Here is a 22,044-nt window from a genome sequence, read left to right on the forward strand (position 1 = left end):
GGATTGTCAGGCTCCTTCGGAGATGTACGTGCGATCAAAGTGCAGGCGCTCGACGATCGGGGCGTCGGAGAACGCGAACAGGTCGAACTCGGTTTCGGCCTCGATCGACCACTCCGTCCAGGACGGGACGACGATCATGTCCCCCGTGCCGACCTCACGGGTCTGGCCGTCGAGGACGAACCGGCCGGAACCGTCGAACACCTGGTAGACGGTGGACCCGACGTCGCGGCGGGGCCGGGTGTGCGCGCCGGCGCGCAGGCGGTGGAACTCGGCGCGGATCGTGGGCATCACGTCGCCGCCGGTGGTCGGGTTGGTGTAGCGGACCGCGGCATGACCGGGTTCGGTGGTCGCCGCATACCCCTCGTCCTCCAATGCCAGTTGTTCGCGCAGCGCGGCGTCGGTGTGCTCCCACCGGTACGCCGCGATCGGTGAGGACGTCTTCGCGTCCAACCCGACCAGCGGTCGCAGCCCCGGATGCGCCCACAACCGTTCCGACCGGGACACCTCCGGGGTGGAATCGTCGGTGACGTTCTCGGATCCGAATTCGAAGAACCCGGTGTCGGTGTAGTGCACGAACGGGATGTCCAGGCCGTCGATCCAGGCCATCGGCTGATCGGTTTCGTTGTGGTGGCCGTGGAAATGCCAGCCCGGGGTCAGCAGGAAATCGCCGCGCCGCATCGCCACCGGATCCCCGTTGACGACCGTCCACACCCCCTCACCCTCCACGACGAACCGGAAGGCGTTCTGCGCGTGCCGGTGCTCGGGGGCCACCTCCTTCGGGCCCAGATACTGGATGGCCGCCCACAACGTCGGCGTCACATACGGCACCCCACCCAATCCCGGGTTCGCCAGGGCGATCGCCCGCCGTTCCCCGCCGCGGCCGACCGGAACGAGGTCCCCGGCCCGCTGCGCCAGCGGATACAGCGTCGACCACTTCCACACGAACGGCACCGCCCGCGACGTCGGCGTCATCGGCATCAGATCACCGAGCTGCGTCCACAACGGATTCAGGTGCTCGGCCTCGAAATCGTGGTAGAGCTGTTTCAACTCCGGAGCGTCGTCGACGTGCGGTTCGGTAGCGGTCATGGCATCGACGCTAGGAGGGTCGGAGTCCCGGCCGATAGAGAATTCTTCTGTGCAGAAACTCGGTCAGGGTTCGAGGTCGGCGATGTCCACCTCGAGCTCGCGGATCGCGTTCTTGATCTGCGACACCAGCGGCCCCTGCGAGTGCTGTCGGAAACGGGTGATCGGCACGGCCACCGTCAGCGCCCCGACCGCCGTGCGAGCCCGGTTCCGGATCGCGACGCCGAACGCCGCGACACCCTCCTCGGTCTGCTGCACGTTGACGGCGAATCCGACGGCGCGGGCGGCGGACAGTTCTCGCCGGAACCGCTCGAAGTCGTCGGGCGACAGGCGGCGGTCACCCCACTCGCGGTCGTCGTCGGGCAGATCCGCGGGCCGCAGGTACAGCTGTTCGAGGGTCGCTCGCGGCAGTTCTGCCAGCAGAATGCGTCCCCCCGCAGTCAATTCCGCGTCGAGGACCTGACCCTGACGGTCGCCGACGCGCAACATCCCGGTCGACTCGGCGGACGACAGGAAGCGCGCCTGGGTGCCGACGCGGATCACGAGGTTGACGGTCTCGCCGCACAGGATCGCGAGGGCTTCCATGTGGGGCCGGCACGGGTCGTTGAACTCGCGCGTCCACCCGCGCTGGGCCGGGCCGGCGCCCATCGCCGACCCGGGGTGGTACATGCGTTTCTCGTCCTGAACGGCGAACCCCCGGTACACCAGCATCGCCAGCAGCCGGTGCGCGGTGGATGGCGCGATGCCGAGTTCCTCCGCAGCGTCCTTGAGCCGCAGCCCGCCGACGTCGCGCAGCATCTGCAGCAGGCGCAACGCGTTGTCGACGGACTCCAACATGTACGTCGGCTTTTCGATCGTTCGCTTCTTCTGCACAGCAGAACTTTATTGCACGCGGGCTGTGCGCCGCATCACCCTCGATTCATGCCCCTCACTGCCACCACTGCGGCGCCACCGGTGAACCGCGTCGGACTGGACCGCAACGCCACGATCGCCGTCGTCGTCTGCTGGCTCTTCGTGGTCTTCGACGGCTACGACCTCATCGTCTACGGCAACGTCATCCCGAGCCTGCAGAAGGAGTGGGGCATCAGCGCCGCGACCGCGGGCACGCTCGGCAGCCTCGCATTCCTCGGGATGATGATCGGCGCGGTGCTCGCGGGACGCCTCTCCGACGTGGTGGGACGCAAACGTGCGGTGATCGGATGCGCGATCATCCTGTCGGTGTTCACCGCACTGTGTGCGCTGGCGACCGGACCTGTCATGTTCGGCGCATTGCGTCTGATCGCCGGACTCGGCCTGGGCGGCCTCGTTCCCACCTCCAACGCACTTGCCGCAGAGCTGATCCCCGCGAAGTGGCGCGCCGCGGTGGCCACGATGATGATGTCCGGTGTTCCCATCGGCGGTTCGATCGCGGCACTGATCGGCATCCCCGTCATCCCGAACTGGGGTTGGCAGCCGATGTTCGCCTTCGCGCTCGTCCCGCTTATCCTACTGGTGCCGATCGCGTGGAAGACGCTGCCCGACCACACCGCCGCGGTGACGTCGACGGAGGTGCGGCCGGCAACCGGCTTCAGCGCACTGCTCGGTACCCGGTTCCGGTCCGTCAGCATCATGTTCGCGCTCGCCACCGTGGTAACCCTGCTCGCCTGGTACGGCCTCGGCACGTGGCTGCCCAAACTCATGCAGGGCGAGGGCACCGATCTCGGCAGCGCGCTCACGTTCGCCCTCGCACTCAACCTCGGCGCCGTGGCGGGCTCGTTCGTCACCGCGTGGGGCGGCGTCCGGTTCGGCACGATCCCCACGAGCATCGTCGCCGCACTCCTCGCGGGTCTCGCGTTGCTGACGTTGCTCACCGGCCCACCGGTGGCGCTGGTCTACGTCATCTTCGTGCTCGCCGGCGTCGGGACACACGGAACCCAGTGCCTCATCATCGCGGCGGTCGCGTCCTACTACCCCGATTACCTCCGGGGCACGGCCCTCGGCTGGGCGCTGGGTGTCGGCCGTATCGGTGCCGTCGCCGCACCGCAGATCGGTGGCTGGCTCCTGGCCGCCGGGCTGGGCGCCGATTCCAATTTCATCCTCTTCGGCGTCAGCGCCCTCGTCGCCGCACTGCTGCTCACCGTGATCTGGCGCCGCTTCCCCTCCCCCACGTGAGTGCCGCCGCGTGCCCCGCCACGCATTGCCACTCACCTGCCCCGAACGCTCGAAACTAAGGAACTGTCATGTCGAACCTGCAGGACGCACACATCATCATCGCCGGGGGCGGGATCGGTGGCGCGGCCAACGCCCTCGCCCTCGCCCGGAGGGGCGCGAACGTCACGTTGTTCGAACGTGCCTCCGAGTTCGGTGAAGTCGGTGCCGGACTGCAGGTCGGACCGCACGGCGCCCGCATCCTCGACTCCTGGGGCGTGCTCGACGACGTTCTCTCCCGGGCCTTCCTGCCGAAGAACATCGTGTTCCGCGACGCCGTCACCGCGGAGGTGCTCACCAAGATCGACCTCGGCGCCGAGTTCCGCGCCCGCTACGGCGGACCGTACTTCGTGACCCATCGCAGCGACCTGCACGCGACCCTCGTCGACGCCGCGCGGGCTGCGGGCGCCGAACTGCACACGGGCGTCACCGTCACCGACGTGATCACCGACGGTGACAAGGTGACCGTCAGCACCGACGACGGCCGCACCCACGAAGCGGACATCGCGCTCGGCATGGACGGCCTCAAATCCCGGCTGCGGGGGAAGATCTCGGACGACGAACCCGTGTCGTCGGGCTACGCCGCCTACCGGGGCACCACCCCGTACCAGGACGTCGAACTCGACGAGGACATCGAGGACGTGGTCGGCTACATCGGACCGCAGTGCCACTTCATCCAGTACCCGCTGCGCGGCGGCGAAATGCTCAACCAGGTCGCGGTGTTCGAATCGCCCGGTTTCAAGAATGGAATCGAGAACTGGGGTGGCCCCGAGGAGCTCGAACAGGCCTACGCGCACTGCCACGAGAACGTCCGCCGCGGGATCGACTACCTGTGGAAGGACCGGTGGTGGCCGATGTACGACCGCGAACCGATCGAGAACTGGGTGGACGGACGGATGATCCTGCTCGGCGACGCAGCGCACCCGCCACTGCAGTACCTGGCCTCGGGAGCCGTGATGGCGATCGAGGACGCGAAGTGCCTCGCCGACTATGCCGCCGAAGACTTCTCCGCGGGCGGAAACGCCGCGTGGCCGCAGATCTTGAAGGAGGTCAACACCGAACGCGCACCGCGCTGCAACCGCATCCTCACCACCGGACGCATGTGGGGCGAGCTGTGGCACCTCGACGGCACCGCCCGCATCGCACGCAACGAACTGTTCCGCACCCGCGACACGTCGAGCTACAAGTACACCGACTGGCTGTGGGGGTATTCGTCCGATCGCGCGTCATAACCGCTTCCCTGCCGGCATGGTTCGGCAGACTGGGAGTGTGACCCTCAACTTGGTGCAGACCCGTGTGTGGCGCGATGGCGAGTGCGTGGGCAAGGATTTTCCGCTTGCCGACGTGTCCGAACAAGTGAAGGACGAGAACGCGCTCGTGTGGGTCGACCTGTGCGACCCCGACCACGAGTGCCTGACCGAGCTGGCGGCCGAGTGGTCGCTCGATCCGAACGCCATCGAGGATGCCGTCGCCCGCGGTGAGCGGCCGAAGGCGACGCGCTATGCGGGCCATGCGTTCGTGACCGCGTACGCCACCTGGTTCGAGACCGACGACGTCAGCACTCTCGGCGTTCTCGATTCCCGGCTTCGGCTCAGCCGCGTCTCCGCGTTCGTGGTGTCGAACGGGATCATCACGGTGCGGCGGGACGATCGATTCGACATGTCGCAGGTGGTGGAGCGCTGGGAGGAGGACCCCGCACTGCTCACCCCGGGTTCCGGTGCACTCGCGCTCCTGCACGGACTGCTCGACGCCATCGTGGACGGGCAGTTCGAGACGATCGAGACGATCGACGACGCGATCGAAGCGCTCGAGGAGGGCTTGTTCGACGAGTCCGCGCGGACCCGGGAGATTCAGCAGCGTACGTACCGGCTGCGGAAGGAACTGGTGCAACTGCGTCGCGTCGTGCTTCCGATGCGGGAGGTGGTGGGCGCAGTCATGCGCGGGCGGGCCGAATCCCACCGCGACAAGTCGCCGGTTCTCGACAGCTTGTACACCGATCTCTACGACCACGTGACGCGCGCCGCGGAGTGGACGGAGTCGTTGCGCGACATGGTGGTGACCGTCTTCGAGACGAATCTGTCGCTCCAGGATGCCCGGCTCAACACCGTCATGAAGAAGCTCACCGGTTGGGCGGCCATCATCGCGGTTCCCACCGCGGTGACCGGGTGGTTCGGTCAGAACGTCTTGTTTCCCGGAGTCGGGCAGCTGTCGGGAATGATCGTCAGCACCATCGTGATCGTGACGTCGGCCAGTCTGCTCTACATCCTGTTCCGCCGACGCGACTGGCTGTAACACGCCCTCAGGGCGCCGTCTTCGCTCCTGGTGACCCGGTCTCGCCCGCGGGAACAGCGGCGGCCTCGCTCATCAGGCGGGTGATCTCGGCACGGTCGGGGTCACCGGGCAGCCCCCAGCCGGTCCGGTAACCGTAGAGGTCGGCGAGCGTGATCGAATGCCGGTTGCCGTCCGCGACCTCGACGTCCGACGCGGTGATCAGGCCGGGGTGCGCGACACCACACGCCTCGGCCACCTTGAATACGTCCCGGCGCAACGCCCGCAGGTAGTTCGCGGCCCGGACCGATTTGATGCCGGCGTCGAGTCCGTGTGCGAGCCAGGGGTTTTGCGTCGCAACACCCGTCGGGCACCGATCGGTGTGGCACTTCTGCGCCTGGATGCACCCGACCGCGAGCATCGGCTCACGCGCCACATTGATCAGGTCACATCCGAGCGACATCGCCGCCACGGCATTGTCGGGCAGGCCCAGCTTGCCCGAGCCTATGAACGTGATGCCGTCGGTCAGACCGGCTTCCGCGAACTTGGCGTACACGCGCGCGAAGCCGCTGCGGAACGGCAACGAGACCGCGTCGGTGAACACCAGCGGTGCAGCGCCGGTACCGCCCTCACCCCCGTCGATGGTCACGAAGTCGACACCCCGCCCGGAGTTGCTCATCGCGTCGACCAGCAGGTCCCAGAACGTCGGGTCGCCGACCGCGGACTTGATCCCGACCGGCAGCCCCGTCTCGGCGGCGAGGAGCTCCACCCAGTCGAGCATGCTGTCGACGTCACGGAAGGCCGTGTGCCGGGACGGGCTGATGCAGTCACGGCCCTCCGGTACGCCTCTGATCTCGGCGATCTCCGGTGTCACCTTCGCCGCCGGCAGGAGACCTCCGAGGCCCGGTTTCGCGCCCTGGCTGAGTTTGATCTCGATGGCCCGCACCGGCGCCGACTCGACCAGCGCCCGAAGCCGCGCCAGGTCGAAACGGCCGTCCTCGTCGCGGCAGCCGAAATACGCGGTCCCGATCTGGAAGATCAGGTCTGCGCCGTTCCGGTGGTATCGGGAGATTCCTCCCTCGCCGGTGTTGTGCAGGCAATCGGTGGCAGCGGCACCGCGGTTGAGAGCGACCACGGCCGCCGACGACAGCGCCCCGAAACTCATCCCCGAGATGTTGACGATGGAGCGCGGGCGGAAGGCATGCGCCCGTCCGCGGGCGGCACCGAGCATCTTCGCCGACGGAATCGCGAGATGTTCGTCGGCATGCGGCATCGCCGAGGGAGGAATCTCCGAGAACGTCCGGTGCTTGATGATGGTGTAGCCGTCGGTGAACTCGATGTCGTTGTCCGTACCGAACCCGAACGTGTCGGTCACCCGCTTCGACGACGCGTACACCCAGCGACGCTGGTCCCGGGTGAAGGGACGTTCCTCGTCGTTGCCGGTCGTAATGTACTGCCGGAGTTCCGGGCCGAGCGACTCGAGCAGATAGCGTCCGTGCCCGACCACGGGAAAATTCCGGAGCAGCGCGTGGCGTCGCTGAACTAGGTCGTACGACGCGATCGCAGCCGCGGCGGCAGCGGGAATTGCCAGGGCGTTCCACCGCTTCATGAATTCACCGTACGCGCGCGGCGCCACTCGGATCGGCTCCTCGCGCCAATTTCACCCCGGCACGGACCCCGGAGTCGGAGCCTCCTGCGACACCGAAAGCAGCACCCGCAAGTTGTCGGTGACCACCCGAGCGGAAATGGTCGGATCGATGGCGCGCTGAATACCCAGTCCGACACCGAGACTGAGGATGCTGCCGGCCGCATCCTCCGCGGGCACCGGCAGGACGACCCCGAGTGAGTCGGTGAACGACTTCAGCAGTGTCACCGTGATCTCCCGCGCGACCCCGAGGGTGGCGGTGAGTGCGTCGCGGAGTTCGGGATCGTGGCGGGACAACACGATCAGCTCGAACTCGAGCATGGTCCATCCGACGTCGCCGAGCGTCTTCTCCGCCCAGGCCTGGAACGCCTCGAGTCGCTCCTCCATCGTGTCGCCGCCGCCGAGCGCCTCCGCGATCTCCTGCCCCTTGGTGGCGTGGATGAGCCCGAGCACCTCGAGGCACAGTTCCTTCTTGTTCTTGAAGTTGGAGTACACCGCCCCCTTGGAATAGCCGGCCTCGTCGGCCACCTTCTCGAGCGACGTGGCCGCGTACCCGTCGGCCAGGAAGAGGTCGCGCGCAGTCGCGACGAGATGCGCCCGCGTGCGCGCCTGACTCTCCGACCTGGTCAATCGCGCCATGCTCACCCTTTCCTCGAAGCCCCTGCGAGAATATTCCAATTTTCATATACCGCCGGTATCTGGTTTCTGATAGCTTCTGGATATGACTTCGAGTGACATACAACTCAGCCGCGGACTGGTGATCGGTTGCGGCGGCACGCTCGGCGCGGCCTGGACCGTGGCGGCCCTGGTCGCCGTGAGCGACGCGCTGGGCTGGGACCCGCGCGACGCCGACGTACTCGTGGGCACGTCCGCGGGCGCCGAACTCGTCACCATGCTGGGTGGCGGGGCGGGCGTCGACGAACTGCTCGCGATGCAGCTCGGTGGGCCCACCCATCCGGCGCTCGACGGACACCTCGCCGCCGCACCGGGACGGTTCCCGCCGCTCCCCGGACCGGGCCTCGGCTCGCCCGGCTTGTTGCGCCGCGGGCTCCCACCCGTGACCGCCGCGAGCGGCCTCCTCCCCCACGGCCGCGGCGACGCCGCCTGGCTCGACCGGCTCGCACAGCGGTTCACCTGCAACTCCGGCTGGGTGAGTCACCCCGCGACGTGGCTGGTGAGCATGGACTACGACACGGGAGAGCGCATCGCGTTCGGCTCACCCGGTGCACCGACCGCCACCCTGTCCGAGGCGCTGCGGGCGTCGTGGGCGATTCCCGGCTGGTATCCGCCGGTCCCCATCGGCGGCCGCCGGTTCGTCGACGGCGGCGCGGCGTCCACCGCATCCGCCGACCTGGTGCTGCCCCTCGAACTCGACGAGGTGATCGTGCTGGCACCGATGGCGTCGACGGGCCGCATCGCCGGCCGTGGGGCGGCCCGGATCGAACGCCTGATGCTGCGGAACTGGATGAGTTCCGGGCTGGACGCCGAGATCGCGAAGCTGGAGGCGGCAGGCACCCAGGTGATCCGGCTCGACGCGACCGCCGAGGACCTCGCCGTCATGGGTCCGAACTTCATGGACGGCCGGCGCCGGCTCGCCACCCTCGAACATTCCCTCGTCACCACCCGCGCTCAGCTCGCGAACGGAGTACGCGCATGAAGCATTACGACATTCTGATCGTCGGTGCCGGGATCTCCGGCATCGGAGCCGCGATTCGTCTGAAGCAGAGCGGAATCGACAACTTCGCCATCCTCGAGAAGGGGGACGCGCTTGGCGGGACCTGGCGCGACAACACCTACCCGGGCTGCGCGTGCGACGTCCCCTCAGCGCTGTACTCCTACTCGTTCGCACCCAACCGGGAGTGGTCGCGGTTGTTCGCCGGACAGGAGGAGATCCGCCGGTACATCGAGCGCACCGCCACCGAACACGGGGTGCCCGCACACGTGAAGTTCGGCACCGAGATGCAGCGTGCCCAGTGGAGCGAACAGAGCAGGCGGTGGACGGTCGACACGTCCGCAGGCACGTTCACCGCGAACGCCGTCATCGCCGCCGCCGGACCGTGGAACGAACCGCTCGTTCCCACCATCCCCGGCCTCGACACCTTCACCGGCGAGGTGTTCCATTCCTCTCGCTGGAATCACACCTACGACCTCACCGGCAAACGCGTGGCCGTCGTCGGAACCGGTGCATCCGCGGTGCAATTCGTCCCGGCGATCCAGCCGCAGGTCGAAACGCTGCATCTCTACCAGCGCACCGCGCAGTGGGTGCTACCGAAACCGGATCACACCCTGCCCGGCGTCGAGCGGGCGATCCTGCGCCGCGTACCGGGTGCGATCCGCGCGCTGCGACGCGTCGAGTACACGATCATGGAATCGCTCGGACTCGGTTTCCGGCACCCGTGGATCCTGCGGGTGATCCAGCAGATCGGCAAGGCACAACTCCGCGCGCAGGTGCGGGATCCGAAGCTGCGCACGGCATTGACCCCCGACTACACGCTCGGCTGCAAGCGACTGCTGCTGTCCAACACCTACTACCCCGCACTCACCCGCCCGAACGTCGAGGTCCACGCCGACGCCGTGGAGTCGGTGCGCGGAAACGTCGTCGTCGGCCGCGACGGCGCCGAACGGGAAGTGGACGCCATCATCTTCGGCACCGGCTTCCACATCCTCGACATGCCGATCGGTTCCACAGTGTTCGACGGGGACGGCCGCAGCCTCGACGATCACTGGAAGGGCAGCCCGCAGGCCTACCTCGGCACCACCGTCGCGGGCTTCCCCAACGCCTTCGTCCTCCTCGGCCCCGCGCTGGGCACCGGCCACACGTCGGCGTTCATGATTCTCGAGGCGCAACTCGAATACCTGATCCAGGCCGTCACCAGTGCCCGGAGCAACGGGTGGACCAGGATGGAACCGCGCCGGGAAGTGCAGGACGCGTTCAACGCCCAGGTCCAGGAAGCCCTGGCCACCACCGTCTACAACGCCGGTGGCTGCCAGAGCTACTTCCTCGACGTCAACGGCCGCAACAGCTTCAACTGGCCGTGGTCGACCGACCGCATGCGGCAGCGACTCGGCCGGTTCGACGAGGCGGCGTACGACGTGTCGCGTGAGCCGGCGTCGGCTACAGCGACTTCGCGATGATCCCCTTCATCACCTCGTTGGCGCCCGCGTAGATCTTCTGGACGCGGGCGTCCTCGTACATCCGGGCGATCAGGTACTCGCGCATGTACCCGTAACCACCGTGCAACTGCACGCACCGGTCGATCACCGCGCACTGCTGCTCGGTGAGCCAGTACTTGACCATCGCCGCCTCGGACGGGTCCAGTTCCCCACGCAGGTGCGCCTCGATGCAATGGTCCAGGAACACCGCACACGTGCGGGCGATGGTCTGGCACTCGGCCAGCTCGAACGCCGTGTTCTGGAACTCGAACAGACTGTGCCCGAACGCCTGCCGCGACTTCGTGTACGCAACGGTGTCCTCCACCGCACGAGTCATCGCACCGGATGCCTGCGCGCCGATGATCAACCGTTCCTGCACCAGCTGCGCCATCAGCTGCCCGAAACCCTGCCCCTCCTCACCGAGCAGGTTCGACACCGGCACCCGCACATCGGTGAACGACAACTCCGACGTGTCGGCGCCGTGCTGACCGACCTTGTCCAACACCCGCCCGACAGCGAACCCCGGGCAGTCCCGCAAATCGACGATCAGCAGCGCCACCCCCTTGGCGCCGGCCTTCGGATCGGTCTTGACCGCCAGCACGATCATGTCGGCCGACGCGCCGTTGGTGATGAACGTCTTCGACCCGTTGACGACGTACTCGTCACCGTCCCGGATCGCGGTGGTCTTGATCGCCTTGAGGTCCGATCCGGCGCCGGGCTCGGTCATGCCGATGGCGCCGAGGATCTCCCCGGTCGCCATCGCCGGCAGCCAGGTCTTCTTCTGTTCCTCGGTGCCGTACTCGAGGAGGTAGTGCGCCACGATCCCCGAATGCACCGAGATGCCGAGCGCGAGGTCGCCGGCATAGCCCTGGGCCTCGAACACGGCGAGGTCGTGCGCGAACGTGCCGCCACCGCCGCCGTACTCCTCCGGGATCGAGCAGCACAGCAACCCCAGCTTGCCGGCCGCGAGCCACACCGCACGGTCGATGCGGTGCTGGGCGTCCCACTTCTCGTTGTGCGCTACCACCTCGCGTTCGAAGAACCCGACCGCGAGCTCGGACAGGGCCTTGACCTCGTCGTCGTGCCAGGACGGGATGTGCTTCTTCATCGTCTGCCCTGTTTCTAGATGCGCCGGAAGAGTGCGGCGAGGGCCTGGCCGCCGCCGATGCACATGGTGACGATGCCGAGTTCGAGGTCGCGGCGCACGAGGTCCTTCGCCAGGCGCAGGCTCAGGATCGCGCCGGTCGCCCCGACCGGGTGACCCAGCGCGATCGCCCCGCCGTACGGGTTGGTCTTCTCCGGATTCAGCTTCGCGTCCCGGATCACCGCGACCGCCTGCGACGCGAACGCCTCGTTCAGCTCGATCACGTCGATGTCGCCGGGGGTGGTGCCGGTCTGCTCGAACAGGTTCTGCAACGCCAGCACGGGGGCGTACCCCATCAGAGCCGGGTCCATCGCCGCGGTCGCGACGGCCTCGAGTGTGACCAGCCCGGTCAAGCCCTTCTCCTGCGCGGCGGACTGCGTCGCCAGCACCAGGGCCGCGGCGCCGTCGTTGATACCGGACGCGTTGCCCGCGGTCACCGAGCCGCCCTCCTCGAACGCCGGCCGCAGCTTCGCCAGGGTCTCGAGGGTGGTGTCGGGCTTGGGGTGCTCGTCGACGTCGATCGTCTTCGGGCGGCGGCCCCCGATCTCGACGGGGGTGATCTCCTCGGCGAACGCGGCCTTGGCGGCCTCGGAGGCGGCACGGCGCTGGGATTCGACGGCGAACTCGTCCTGCTGCTGCCGGCTGACATCGTACTTGCGGGCGACGGCCTCGGCGGTGCGGCCCATGTGCACGCCACCGAACGGGTCGGTCAGAATCGCGACCGTGCCGTCGACGAGCGTGCGGTCGCCGAGTTTGTAGCCGGAGCGGGCGGAGAAGTCGTAGAACGGCATCCGCGACATGCTCTCGTCGCCGCCGGCGAGGGCGAAGTCCACCCCACCCCAGCGCATCTGCTGCGCCGCCGACCACACGGCCTGCAGACCGGACCCGCACAGCCGGTTGACGGTGTACGCGGGGGTCTTCTCGGGAAGTCCGGCGGCGAGGGCGACGCGGCGGGCGTTGTAGGCATCCGGTCCGACCTGACCGATGCAGCCCATCACCACCTCGTCGATGTCCTCACCCGGCACCCCGGCACGCCCCAGCGCGGCCTTCGCGGCGGTGGCACCCAGTTCGTGGGCGGGCACGTCCTTGAACGCGCCACCGAAGCTGCCGATCGGGGTCCTCGCGCCGTCGACTACCACGATCGGTTCAGGAGAATTCATGACGTGCCCTTCCGTCTCTCTACCAGTATGGAGAGATAGTAGGACTTCAAAGTACCCAGCGGTTCACGCAGGGGCCTCCGGCACATCGTCGGGTCAGGTTCCGCGGATCAGATCGGCGCACTTCTCGGCCATCGTCATGACCGTGATGTTGGGATTGACGTAGGGCAGTTTCGGCATCGCGGACGCGTCCACCACCCGCAGATCGCGGACACCCTTCACCCGCAAATCCGGATCGAGGACGGCCATCGGGTCGGTGGCCGCACCCATCCGGGCGGTCCCGGCGGGGTGGTACACCGTGTTGTGCGTCCGGTGCGCGTAGTCGATCAGTTCGTCGTCGGTGACCGCCTCCGGCCCGGGAGCCAGTTCCCTCGTGATCCAGCCGCGGAGAGGTTCCTGCTCGGCGATGCGACGCGCCAGCCGGATCCCGGCGAGCATCACCGCCTCGTCGTGGCCGTCGGGGTCGGTGAAATACCGGGGATCCACTCGCGGACGATCCCGGAAGTCGCGGGACCGGAGCCGCACCGTTCCGCGGGAGAGTCCCTGCGTGACGTTCGGGGTGAGACAGAAGCCGTTGTCCGTGGTGGGGTATCCCCACCGGAGCGTGTTCATGTCGAATGGCACGCTGCCGTAGTGCATCATCAGGTCCGGATGGTTCAACCCCTCCTCGGTGGTGGCGAACAGACCGATCTCCCACCATTGCGTGGACGTCTCGACCATCGGCCGGGACGCATCCCAGAACACCAGCCCCTCGACGTGGTCGTCGAGGTTCTGCCCGACCCCGGGGGCATCGACCCGAACCTGCACACCCATCTCGCGCAGGTGCACCGTCGGCCCGATACCCGAGAGCATCAACAGTTTCGGTGTGTCGATGGCCCCGGCGGTGACGACCACCTCGCGGCGCGCCGAGACCGTGTCGTATCCGGTGAGATCGGGACGCTGGTACCGCACGCCGGTCGCCGCCATCGCATCGTCGATGACGATCTCGCTGATCCAGCAGTCGGTGCGCACGTCGAGGTTGGGGCGGGACCCGAGAATCGGATGCAGGTAGGCGTGCGACGTCGACATGCGCGTGCCGTCCTCGGACGCGTTGATCTGGAACCACCCCGCCCCGTCGAGCACCGTCGAGCCCCGGTTGAACTGCACGGTGGGCAACCCGACCTTCGCCGCTGCCTCGAGCAGGGCCACGCCGCACGGGTCGTTCGGGGGGACGTCGCGCAACCGCACCGGACCGCTGCGGCCGTGCTGCTCGCCGGGGGCGTCGTTGTTCTCCACCCGCGCCACGAGCGGCAGCACGTCCTTCGCGCCCCAGCCGGTGGCGCCCGCCGCCGCCCAGTCGTCGAGTGTCTCGGCGGGCGGCCAGAACGCGATGCACGAATTGTGGGAGGAGCATCCGCCGAGCACCTTGGCGCGGGCGTGCCGCATGAAGCTGTTGCCCTTCTCCTGCGGCTCCACCGGATAGTCCCAGTCGTAGCCGGAGTCCAGCAGATGCATCCACTGCGACAGCTCGAGGACGTTGCGGTCACCGACGTCGGACGGCCCGGCCTCCACGAGGCAGACGGTCACCGAGGGGTCCTCGCTGAGTCGCGCGGCGAGCACACATCCGGCCGTTCCGCCGCCGGCGATCACGTAGTCGAACACCGTGTCCGTCATGGCAGTTCACTCTCCGCCTCGTCCTTCGACGTCGCCGCGTGCGAAGCGAGGCAGCCGATGTGGTTGCGGCCCTTCACCGCATACCAGAGGAGGCCCAGCCCGAGAATGATGCCGATGTAGACGAACGCACCCCACGTGTTGTACCAGGGAGTGCCGTACACCTCGGGGCGCGGCCACGCCAGATTGAGCGCCATCCCCACTCCCCACAGCACGGCGAAGATGTTCACCGGAAGCCCCCACCGGCCCATCGTGAAGTAGCCGCTCTCCGCGAGTTCCTTCGGCGGCCACTGCCCCTGCAGACGTTTCTTCAGCAGCGGACCGGTGACCATGAGATACGCCAGGTAGATCATGATGATCGCGATCGACGTCAACACCGTGAAGATCTGCGGCTGACCGATGTTGATGACGAGGATGAACGCGGCGAGCACACCGATCACGATGGCGGGGACCACGGGCGTCTGGTGCTTCGGGTTGACGTGGGCCAGCCGCTCCCCGAACGGCAGCGCGTTGTCGCGGGCCATCGCGAACGTGAGCCGGATGGCCGCGGCGTGCACCGCGAGCGAACACACCGTGACCGCGACGACGATGCAGACCAGGAAGATCTTGCCGAGCGGTCCCCACATCACCTGCTCGACGATGTACTGCAGGCCGCCCTCACTGCTGCCGATCAGTGGATCCTCGAGGTCGGGGGCCGCCATCACGGCGAACACCAGGATCGCCCCGCCGATCACGAACGACGCGAGGATCGCCCGCAGGATCGCCTTGGGCGCCGTCCGCCTCGGGTCGACCGTCTCCTCGCCGAGCGAACTCGCGGTGTCGAATCCGTACATCACGTAGCCCGACGCGAGTGACGCCACGAGGAAGACGGTCAGATATCCGCCGCTCTCCCCGGCGCCGTAACCGTGGGTGGAGAAGAACACGTCCGGACCGCGAGTGATGTTGGCGGCGAGGATGATCGCGATGAGGACGGCCGCGATCAGTTCGACGAACACACCCGAACTGTTGATGAGGGCCATCAGCTTGACGCCGAACGCGTTGACGGCCGTGGTGAACGCGATCATGATGGTGCCGAGAATGACGGCGTTGGTGGCGAAGTCGTATTCACCGCTGCCGTCACCGATGATCTGGAACCCGCTCCACAACCTCGGCAGGTTGAGTTGCAGCGCGAGCACGACCGCGGAGAGGGTCACGATCGACGCGGTGAGCATCAGCCAGCCCGACGACCATCCCACGATCCTGCTGCCGAGCAGCTTGGCCCAGTTGTAGACCGAGCCGGCCACGGGGTACTTGGCCGCGAGCTCCATGAAGCACAGGGCGACCGCCATCTGCCCGACGAACACCATCGGCCAGGACCACAGATATGCCGGTCCGGCGGTGCCGAACCCGAAGTAGAACAACTGGAACGTGCCGGTGAGAATCGAGATGTAGCTGACTCCCGCCGCGAAACTGGCGAATTTGCCGAGGCTGCGGTCCAATTCCTGTTTGTACCCCAGTTCGCCGAGTCCACTGTCTCCCGGCGCACCTCCGTCACCCACTGCTCCGTGCCGAGTAGCCATGGTTCTCTCGCCTCTCCGTGCGCCGACCTAGCCGTTGTCGAACCACCCCGCCGCCGTGGGCGAGGTGTTGTGCCAGATATGTTTGGTCTCCTGGTATTCCGCCAGACCGGTGGGGCCGAGTTCGCGCCCGTTACCCGACATCTTGAAGCCGCCCCACTCGGCGGCGGCAGTGTAGTAGCCGAAGTCGTTGAGCCACACCGTGCCGTGGCGCAGACCCCGCACCATCCGCTCGCCCCGCGCACTGTCGGCGGTCCGGACGCCCGCGGCGAGACCGTACTCGGTGTCGTTGCCCAGTCGCAGCGCCTCCTCCTCCGTAGTGAAGCGCTCGACGGTGAGGATCGGTCCGAACGTCTCCTCCTGCACGAGGCGCATGGTGCGGTCGCAGTGGTCGAAGATGGTGGGCAGGTAGTAGCTCCCGTCCGCCAACGCGGGATCGGAGGGCCGGGCTCCCCCGGTCACCAACCGGGCGCCCTCGGAGAGGCCGAGCGCCACGTACCGTTCGACCTTCTCCCGGTGGGCCTCGGATACCAGCGGGCCGGTTCGGCTCGCGGGATCGAGACCGTTGCCCATCCGGATCTTCTCCGCCCGTGCGGCGAGCGCGGCGACGAACCGGTCGGCGATGGACTCCTCGATGATCAGGCGGGTTCCCGCCGAGCACACCTGCCCGGAATGCAGGAACACCCCGGTGAGCACCTGGTCCACCGAGTCGTCTCCGTCCGCGTCGGCGAAGACGATGTGCGGATTCTTGCCACCGAGTTCCACCGCCACCTTGGTGACGTTCTTCGCCGCGGTCTCGAGGATGACGCGTCCGGTGGCCAGCCCGCCGGTGAAGGAAATGAAGTCGACGTCGGGGGTGCCCGTGAGTGCGGCGCCCAGGACGGCGCCGCTGCCCTGCACGAGGTTCACCACCCCGGCGGGGACACCTGCTTCGGCGATCAGCGCGGTGAACGCGATGGTGCTGAGCGGGGTCACCTCGCTCGGTTTGAGGACCATGGTGCATCCGGCGGCCAGCGCGGGCGCCACCTTCCACGAGATCTGCAGCAGCGGGTAGTTCCACGGTGCGATGAGCACGCACACACCGATCGGCTCACGCACCACCCGGCTGATCACCTCGGGGCGCCCGACATCGACCAGATTGTCGGCTTCGACCGCGGCGAGTTGCGCGTAGTACCGGAATACCGACACCACGTCGTCGATGTCGATCCTGCTCTCCTCCAGAGTTTTTCCGGTGTCGAGCGTCTCGATGCGCGCCAGGGTCTCCTTGTCTCGCTCGAGGAGATCGGCGATCCTCGCGACCAACGCCGTGCGCTCGGCGACGGGTGTGCGGGGCCAGGTTCCCTCGTCGAACGCCGCGCGGGCCGCGGCGACTGCGCGAGTTGCGTCCTCCGGGGAGGCCTCGTCGACGGTGGCGACCACCGATCCGTCGGCCGGATTGATGCAGTCCCGGGTCTCACCGGAGCTGGAGCGGATCCATTGCCCGTCGACGAACAGGCCCGTGTTCAAGAGGTCATCGATCGACTGGTCCTGCATCACTCAACTCCGTGTCTCGCCGGAACGAACGCACCCCCTTTACGGTATGCCGTCGGAGTCGCGGTGGGCGGGGATCGCGCACACATGTCCGATTCGCGACGGTATCCGTGTCCGAGAAGACTGTGTCCGGTAGCCGGACGCACGTGCGCCTAGCGGCTGCGATAGCGTCGTCAGGCGAACTCTTCGCACATTCCCGGACAGGACACACCTAGAAACGGAGCACCCGTGGTCGCGATCGGCAACTCGGATCTGGACATCTTTCCCCTGGCCCTCGGTGGTAACACCTTCGGCTGGACCAGTGACGAACCGACGTCGTTCGAGATCCTCGACGCCTTCGCCGCAGGCGGCGGCAACTTCGTCGACACGGCGGACTCGTACTCCGCGTTCGCCGAGGGCAACTCCGGCGGCGAGTCCGAGACCGTCCTCGGCAACTGGATGGCGTCCCGCGGCAACCGCGACCACGTGGTGATCGCCACCAAGGTCAGCCAGCACCCGGAGTTCAAGGGCCTGGCCCCCGCCAACGTCCGCGCGGCGGCGGAGGCATCCCTGAAGCGGCTGCAGACCGACCACATCGACGTGTACTACGCCCACTTCGACGACGCCGAGACTCCCCTCGTCGACACGCTCGGCGCCTTCGACGAATTGGTCCGCGACGGACTCGTCCGCCACGTCGCCATCTCCAACTACTCGCCCGAGCGCATCCGCGAGTGGCTGTCCTTGACGGCCGAGAACGGTTTCGCGGCCCCGATCGCGCTGCAGCCGCACTACAACCTGGTGCACCGCCACGACTACGAGCCCGAGGTGGCCGCGATCGCCACCGAGAACGGCCTGGGCGTCTTCCCGTACTATTCACTCGCCGCGGGCTTCCTCGCGGGCAAGTACCGCACCCAGGCCGACCTGGACGGTCAGCCGCGCCAGCGGATGGCGACCCGCTACTTCTCCGAGTCCGGCCTCGCCGTCGTCGACGCCCTGGCCGAGATCGCCGACACGCACTCGGCGGAGATTTCCACCATCGCGCTCGCGTGGCTCCTCACCCGGCCCGGCATCACCGCGCCGATCGCGAGCGCGAGCCGCCTCGAACAACTTCCCGCTCTGCTCGACGCCCCGACCGTGACCCTGACCGCATCCGAGATCAGCCGGCTCACGACTCTCTCGGACGCGATCGGCGCCTGACCTCAGCTCAGCAGCTTGCCCCGGAGCCGGTCGACGGTCGCCGCGCTCAGACCGAGCCCTTCGGTGAGATAGCGGTCGACCGTGCCGTACTGCTCGGTGAGCCGGCCGAGTCCGGCCTCGAGGTAGCTCCGGTCGACGCCCAGCAGCGGCTGGTAGATCTGCGCCACCGCCTCGCCGCGGCTGGCGGCGATCTGGTCGTACGTGACCTTCATCGACGCGGCGGTGTACTCGTTGGTGAGCAGGTAGTCGTCGAAGATGGTGTCCTGCGGGACGCCCGCGATGGAGAGCAGCAGCGCGGACGCCCAGCCGGTGCGGTCCTTGCCCGCCGTGCAGTGGAAGATCTGCGGCCCCTCGGTGTCGGCCAATGCCGTCAGGAGTTGCGCGAACCCGGCCCGGGTCGCCGCGTCGTCGACGAAGCTGCGGTTCATCTGCTGCATGAACGCGACGGCGTCGGCGGGCGACTTCAATTGCGCGACTGCGGCACCCAGGTCTCCCGACAGGATGGGGATGCCGAGGTAGCGCGGCCCGCCCGGGAGCCGGTCGGGTTTCGCCGCCACCTCTTCGACGGTCCGCACGTCGTACACCGCCGTCAGTCCGAGCCCGGCGAGGACGGCGAGATCCTGATCGTTCGGAACCAGAGCGTTCGAACGGTAGAACAGCCCCCTCGTGACGTGCCCTCCGCGGGTGGTGGCGTACCCCCTACCCGATCCCCCGACGTCGCGGAAGTTGTCGACCGACGCCAGTCGCGGTGTCTCGACGACCGGGCCCGCGCTCCCGAAGTCGGACGAGCCGAACCCCGGGAGACTGATTCCGGGCAGCGACAGTGGGTCCGCCGATGCGAGCGCAGGCGTGCCGAAACCCGCGAACAGGACGCTGCCGGTGATCAGCACCGCGGCGGTGGAGGTGACGCGTCGAGACATAGGGGAAGCCTTTCGATGGGCTGTCGGGGAGATCCGCTCGTCCGGCATGTCCGGAGTGTCAGCGGGTAACCCACATCACAGTGGTCGGACGTTTCCCGTGGCTACGAGTTGTTCCGATCACCGGGAGAACCCGTTTCCCACCGGCGGCGCCCACAGCAGACTCGGGCCGTCGGCAGCCGACGTGCCCCGACGAACGTGATTCTTTGACGACGAGGATGTGAGCTGAGATGACCGAGACCGCACAGCAACTGGCGGGGAAGGTTGTGATCGTGACCGGGGCGGCGCGGGGGCTCGGCGCGGCATTCGCCCAGCGCATCGTCGACGAGGGCGGCAGCGTCCTGGTCGGCGACGTTCTCGACGACGACGGCCGCGCGACCGTCGACCGACTGGGCGACCGGGCGCGGTACAGCCACCTCGACGTCACGGACCCGCAGCAGTGGCAGGCCGCGGTCGACGTGGCGACGAGCGAATTCGGACGCGTCGACGGCCTCGTCAACAACGCCGGCATCTCCACCGGCCAATACATCGAGCACGAACCGCTCGAACACTTCCGGACGGTCCTCGATATCAACTTGACCGGTGTGTTCAACGGCCTGCAGGCCGTGATCGCCCCGATGCGGGCCGCCGGCGGCGGATCGATCGTCAACATCTCGTCGGCCGCCGGCCTGATGGGACTCGCGCTGACCGCCGGTTACGGCGCGTCCAAGTGGGGCGTGCGCGGGCTCACGAAGATCGCCGCCGTGGAACTGGGCACCGACCGGATCCGCGTCAATTCCGTCCACCCCGGAATGACGTACACCCCGATGACTGCGGGCCTCGGAATCCAGCAGGGCGAGGGCAACTACCCGAACACTCCCATGGCCCGGGTCGGCGTGCCCGAGGAGATCGCCGGTGCCGTCGGGTTCCTGCTGTCGGATGCGTCCACGTACGTCACCGGAGCGGAACTGGCCGTCGACGGCGGATGGACCGCCGGACCGACCGTCAAGTACGTCATGGGCCAATGAGATCGCATTCGGAAACACACGAGGAGCACACACGATGAATCGATTCGACAACCGGCGGATCCTGGTGACCGGAGCCGCGTCGGGGATCGGACAGGCCACCGCCCTCCGACTGCTGGAGGAAGGCGGCACCGTCGTGGCAGCCGACGTCTCCGAGGACGGCCTCGCGCGGACAGCGGAACTGGCCGACGCGGCAGGCACCGCGGGACGCCTCAGCGTCGCCGCGATCGACATCGGCGACGAGAAGTCCGTCACCGACGGCGTGAGCCTTAGTGGTTCCGCCCATAAGTTCGTTGGGGGTCATGCGGCACGGGCTTGAGCGGTTGTTTTGTCGGGCTGATCATGGTCGCGTTCGTGGCGGTCGAGCCTGGCGAGCAGATCGGCGAGGTCGGCGGTGGTGAACTTCCATTTGAACGGTTGGGCTGCCCGGTTGTAGTGGGTCTCGAAGGCCGCCAGTCGTGCGGCGACTTCGTCGGTATCAGTAAAGTCGTTGGGTGAGACAATCTTTCGTTGAACTATGGAGAAGAAGATCTCGACTTGGTTCAACCACGATGCGTGCACCGGTGTATGGACCATGATCGCGTTGGGAAACTGTTCGGCAAGCCGGTCGATCGCCGCTTGCCCCCGGTGTGACGACCCGTTGTCCACAATCCAGAACACTCGCTCCGCCGACGCATACGGCGCTTGGGTCATGACCTGCTCGACGAGACGGGCGAACGGAACGATGCCGGTGGTGTCCTCGCAGCGACCGAAAACATTCGCGCGGTGTACATCGTAAGCAGCGAGGTAGGCGAGGGCGCCGCGCCGCTTGTAGGTGTGGTTGACCCGCATCGTCCGGGAGCGGCCGGGTGGAAGTGTGGGGTGACAGCGGCAGCGGGCCTGAATGGACGTCTTCTCGTCAGAGGAGATCACATAGTCGTGCTCGCCCAACGGTTCCCCATCCCACACCCGGGCATACAGGTCGAGCACACGACTAGCATTAGCGGCGAAGTTCGGATCGGAGATGAATATCCACGATTGATGCTGCCAGGGCTTGAGGGCGTCTTGGGAGAGCCACCTGCGAATCGTGGCCTGCGAGATCGACGCACAGATCCCGTCGGTGACGGCGTGGCGGGCCAGTTCCGGACACGACCACCGCGCCAACGGCACCCCACACTCCTTCGGGGGTGTGCAGGCCATCGCCTTGACCCGCGTGACCTGCACCGGGGTGAACTTCGGTGGCCGACCCGACCGTTTCGCGTCTCCCAACGACGCCACGCCCGGCGCGGCGTTCCAACGGCCCCGCCACTTGCGGACGGTCTCCACACTCACGCGTAACGCCCGGGCGATCGCGGCACTCGGGCACTGATCCGCAGCCCACAAAACGATGGTGGCGCGCAGCACAAGACGCTGTTCGGTGCGCCCGGCTCGAAGCAAACGATTCAGCTCGCGGCGCTGGGATCCGGTCACCCTGACCGGATCCGCACTGAATAAAGGCAATGCTCATACCCCAAACCGCAATACCGTTCAGTTAGTGCGGGTTGCGTTACGATGAGGTGTGCCTCGGAGTGGATGGGTGAAGCCGGTCTCGGATC

18 protein-coding genes and 1 pseudogene are annotated in these 22,044 nt (G+C 67.5%); 8 read left to right on the forward strand and 11 right to left on the reverse strand.

The genetic code is table 11. The features are described 5' to 3' along the window. Positions 1 to 6: 6 nt before the first annotated feature. Both CJ177_RS41125 and CJ177_RS41130 read right to left on the reverse strand, forming a co-directional pair. The gene (locus tag CJ177_RS41125; RefSeq protein WP_095870397.1) at positions 7 to 1,086 is read right to left on the reverse strand and encodes a cupin domain-containing protein; all 1,080 of its coding nucleotides are present in this window, start codon (positions 1,084 to 1,086) and stop codon (positions 7 to 9) included. A gap of 63 nt (positions 1,087 to 1,149) precedes the next feature. After that, positions 1,150 to 1,956, reverse strand: a complete 807-nt coding sequence (locus CJ177_RS41130) for an IclR family transcriptional regulator (RefSeq protein WP_095870398.1) — start codon at positions 1,954 to 1,956, stop codon at positions 1,150 to 1,152. A gap of 48 nt (positions 1,957 to 2,004) precedes the next feature. Between CJ177_RS41130 and CJ177_RS41135 the strand changes: the two genes are divergently transcribed. From CJ177_RS41135 to CJ177_RS41145, 3 genes are all read left to right on the forward strand, one after another. Then, positions 2,005 to 3,234 carry an aromatic acid/H+ symport family MFS transporter gene (locus CJ177_RS41135; protein ID WP_025433094.1) on the forward strand — a complete coding sequence of 410 codons (1,230 nt, stop codon included), beginning with the start codon at positions 2,005 to 2,007 and terminating at the stop codon, positions 3,232 to 3,234. Positions 3,235 to 3,302: 68 nt separating this feature from the next. After that, a complete protein-coding gene (locus CJ177_RS41140) occupies positions 3,303 to 4,502 on the forward strand; it encodes an FAD-dependent monooxygenase (protein WP_005252304.1) in 1,200 nt (399 codons plus the stop codon). A 37-nt stretch (positions 4,503 to 4,539) separates the two neighbouring features. Further along, positions 4,540 to 5,562 carry a magnesium transporter CorA family protein gene (locus CJ177_RS41145; protein ID WP_061701273.1) on the forward strand — a complete coding sequence of 341 codons (1,023 nt, stop codon included), beginning with the start codon at positions 4,540 to 4,542 and terminating at the stop codon, positions 5,560 to 5,562. A gap of 7 nt (positions 5,563 to 5,569) precedes the next feature. Here CJ177_RS41145 and CJ177_RS41150 read toward each other — a convergent pair whose 3' ends face one another. Both CJ177_RS41150 and CJ177_RS41155 read right to left on the reverse strand, forming a co-directional pair. Further along, positions 5,570 to 7,147, reverse strand: coding sequence for an FMN-binding glutamate synthase family protein (locus CJ177_RS41150; protein ID WP_231914416.1), 1,578 nt, complete (start codon positions 7,145 to 7,147; stop codon positions 5,570 to 5,572). A gap of 51 nt (positions 7,148 to 7,198) precedes the next feature. Beyond that, positions 7,199 to 7,822, reverse strand: a complete 624-nt coding sequence (locus CJ177_RS41155) for a TetR/AcrR family transcriptional regulator (RefSeq protein ID WP_061044340.1) — start codon at positions 7,820 to 7,822, stop codon at positions 7,199 to 7,201. 82 nt (positions 7,823 to 7,904) lie between these two features. Between CJ177_RS41155 and CJ177_RS41160 the strand changes: the two genes are divergently transcribed. After that, a complete protein-coding gene (locus tag CJ177_RS41160) occupies positions 7,905 to 8,840 on the forward strand; it encodes a patatin-like phospholipase family protein (protein WP_095870399.1) in 936 nt (311 codons plus the stop codon). Next, the gene (locus tag CJ177_RS41165; protein ID WP_095870400.1) at positions 8,837 to 10,318 is read left to right on the forward strand and encodes an NAD(P)/FAD-dependent oxidoreductase; all 1,482 of its coding nucleotides are present in this window, start codon (positions 8,837 to 8,839) and stop codon (positions 10,316 to 10,318) included. Before CJ177_RS41160 ends, CJ177_RS41165 begins: the two co-directional genes overlap by 4 nt. Here CJ177_RS41165 and CJ177_RS41170 read toward each other — a convergent pair. The 5 genes from CJ177_RS41170 to CJ177_RS41190 form a co-directional block, all read right to left on the reverse strand. Then, positions 10,299 to 11,444: an acyl-CoA dehydrogenase family protein gene (locus CJ177_RS41170; protein ID WP_095870401.1), complete on the reverse strand. Its 1,146-nt coding sequence runs from the start codon at positions 11,442 to 11,444 to the stop codon at positions 10,299 to 10,301. The genes CJ177_RS41165 and CJ177_RS41170 overlap by 20 nt on opposite strands. 14 nt (positions 11,445 to 11,458) lie before the next feature. Beyond that, positions 11,459 to 12,640: a thiolase family protein gene (locus CJ177_RS41175; RefSeq protein ID WP_095870402.1), complete on the reverse strand. Its 1,182-nt coding sequence runs from the start codon at positions 12,638 to 12,640 to the stop codon at positions 11,459 to 11,461. A gap of 93 nt (positions 12,641 to 12,733) precedes the next feature. Beyond that, positions 12,734 to 14,290 carry a GMC family oxidoreductase gene (locus CJ177_RS41180; RefSeq protein ID WP_095870403.1) on the reverse strand — a complete coding sequence of 519 codons (1,557 nt, stop codon included), beginning with the start codon at positions 14,288 to 14,290 and terminating at the stop codon, positions 12,734 to 12,736. Then, complete coding sequence (locus CJ177_RS41185) at positions 14,287 to 15,846, reverse strand: APC family permease (protein WP_095870404.1); 1,560 nt, start codon at positions 15,844 to 15,846, stop codon at positions 14,287 to 14,289. The genes CJ177_RS41180 and CJ177_RS41185 overlap by 4 nt, the downstream gene beginning before the upstream one ends. Before the next feature lie 27 nt (positions 15,847 to 15,873). Next, positions 15,874 to 17,376: an aldehyde dehydrogenase family protein gene (locus CJ177_RS41190; RefSeq protein WP_061044335.1), complete on the reverse strand. Its 1,503-nt coding sequence runs from the start codon at positions 17,374 to 17,376 to the stop codon at positions 15,874 to 15,876. Positions 17,377 to 17,601: 225 nt separating this feature from the next. Between CJ177_RS41190 and CJ177_RS41195 the strand changes: the two genes are divergently transcribed. Then, positions 17,602 to 18,549, forward strand: a complete 948-nt coding sequence (locus CJ177_RS41195) for an aldo/keto reductase (RefSeq protein ID WP_005252290.1) — start codon at positions 17,602 to 17,604, stop codon at positions 18,547 to 18,549. Between the two features lie 2 nt (positions 18,550 to 18,551). Here the strand turns inward: CJ177_RS41195 and CJ177_RS41200 are convergent, their stop codons facing one another. Next, the gene (locus CJ177_RS41200; RefSeq protein ID WP_061044334.1) at positions 18,552 to 19,469 is read right to left on the reverse strand and encodes a tyrosine-protein phosphatase; all 918 of its coding nucleotides are present in this window, start codon (positions 19,467 to 19,469) and stop codon (positions 18,552 to 18,554) included. Positions 19,470 to 19,696: 227 nt separating this feature from the next. Here CJ177_RS41200 and CJ177_RS41205 point away from each other — a divergent pair, with 227 nt between their 5' ends. Together CJ177_RS41205 and CJ177_RS41210 are read left to right on the forward strand one after the other, a co-directional pair. Next, positions 19,697 to 20,473, forward strand: a complete 777-nt coding sequence (locus CJ177_RS41205) for an SDR family oxidoreductase (protein WP_095870405.1) — start codon at positions 19,697 to 19,699, stop codon at positions 20,471 to 20,473. Between the two features lie 34 nt (positions 20,474 to 20,507). Continuing rightward, positions 20,508 to 20,735 (forward strand): annotated as a pseudogene (locus CJ177_RS41210) (SDR family NAD(P)-dependent oxidoreductase); the annotation flags it as partial. A gap of 35 nt (positions 20,736 to 20,770) precedes the next feature. On the opposite strand, the gene CJ177_RS41215 reads toward CJ177_RS41210, so the two are convergent. Continuing rightward, complete coding sequence (locus CJ177_RS41215; protein ID WP_218835177.1) at positions 20,771 to 21,919, reverse strand: IS630 family transposase; 1,149 nt, start codon at positions 21,917 to 21,919, stop codon at positions 20,771 to 20,773. Positions 21,920 to 22,044 lie beyond the last annotated feature (125 nt).

This window comes from Rhodococcus sp. ACPA1, from assembly GCF_002300195.1.
Lineage (GTDB): Bacteria > Actinomycetota > Actinomycetes > Mycobacteriales > Mycobacteriaceae > Rhodococcus_F > Rhodococcus_F opacus.

What these genes read in the sequence shown, in the direction of transcription:
- CJ177_RS41185 (WP_095870404.1), bottom strand. Translation starts at nt 15,846, where the DNA reads ATGGCTACTCGGCACGGAGCAGTGGGTGACGGAGGTGCGCCGGGAGAC.
- CJ177_RS41180 (WP_095870403.1), bottom strand. Translation starts at nt 14,290, where the DNA reads ATGACGGACACGGTGTTCGACTACGTGATCGCCGGCGGCGGAACGGCC.
- CJ177_RS41125 (WP_095870397.1), bottom strand. Translation starts at nt 1,086, where the DNA reads ATGACCGCTACCGAACCGCACGTCGACGACGCTCCGGAGTTGAAACAG.
- CJ177_RS41165 (WP_095870400.1), top strand. Translation starts at nt 8,837, where the DNA reads ATGAAGCATTACGACATTCTGATCGTCGGTGCCGGGATCTCCGGCATC.
- CJ177_RS41150 (WP_231914416.1), bottom strand. Translation starts at nt 7,147, where the DNA reads ATGAAGCGGTGGAACGCCCTGGCAATTCCCGCTGCCGCCGCGGCTGCG.
- CJ177_RS41200 (WP_061044334.1), bottom strand. Translation starts at nt 19,469, where the DNA reads ATGTCTCGACGCGTCACCTCCACCGCCGCGGTGCTGATCACCGGCAGC.
- CJ177_RS41155 (WP_061044340.1), bottom strand. Translation starts at nt 7,822, where the DNA reads ATGGCGCGATTGACCAGGTCGGAGAGTCAGGCGCGCACGCGGGCGCAT.
- CJ177_RS41140 (WP_005252304.1), top strand. Translation starts at nt 3,303, where the DNA reads ATGTCGAACCTGCAGGACGCACACATCATCATCGCCGGGGGCGGGATC.
- CJ177_RS41175 (WP_095870402.1), bottom strand. Translation starts at nt 12,640, where the DNA reads ATGAATTCTCCTGAACCGATCGTGGTAGTCGACGGCGCGAGGACCCCG.
- CJ177_RS41170 (WP_095870401.1), bottom strand. Translation starts at nt 11,444, where the DNA reads ATGAAGAAGCACATCCCGTCCTGGCACGACGACGAGGTCAAGGCCCTG.
- CJ177_RS41135 (WP_025433094.1), top strand. Translation starts at nt 2,005, where the DNA reads ATGCCCCTCACTGCCACCACTGCGGCGCCACCGGTGAACCGCGTCGGA.
- CJ177_RS41190 (WP_061044335.1), bottom strand. Translation starts at nt 17,376, where the DNA reads ATGCAGGACCAGTCGATCGATGACCTCTTGAACACGGGCCTGTTCGTC.
- CJ177_RS41205 (WP_095870405.1), top strand. Translation starts at nt 19,697, where the DNA reads ATGACCGAGACCGCACAGCAACTGGCGGGGAAGGTTGTGATCGTGACC.
- CJ177_RS41160 (WP_095870399.1), top strand. Translation starts at nt 7,905, where the DNA reads ATGACTTCGAGTGACATACAACTCAGCCGCGGACTGGTGATCGGTTGC.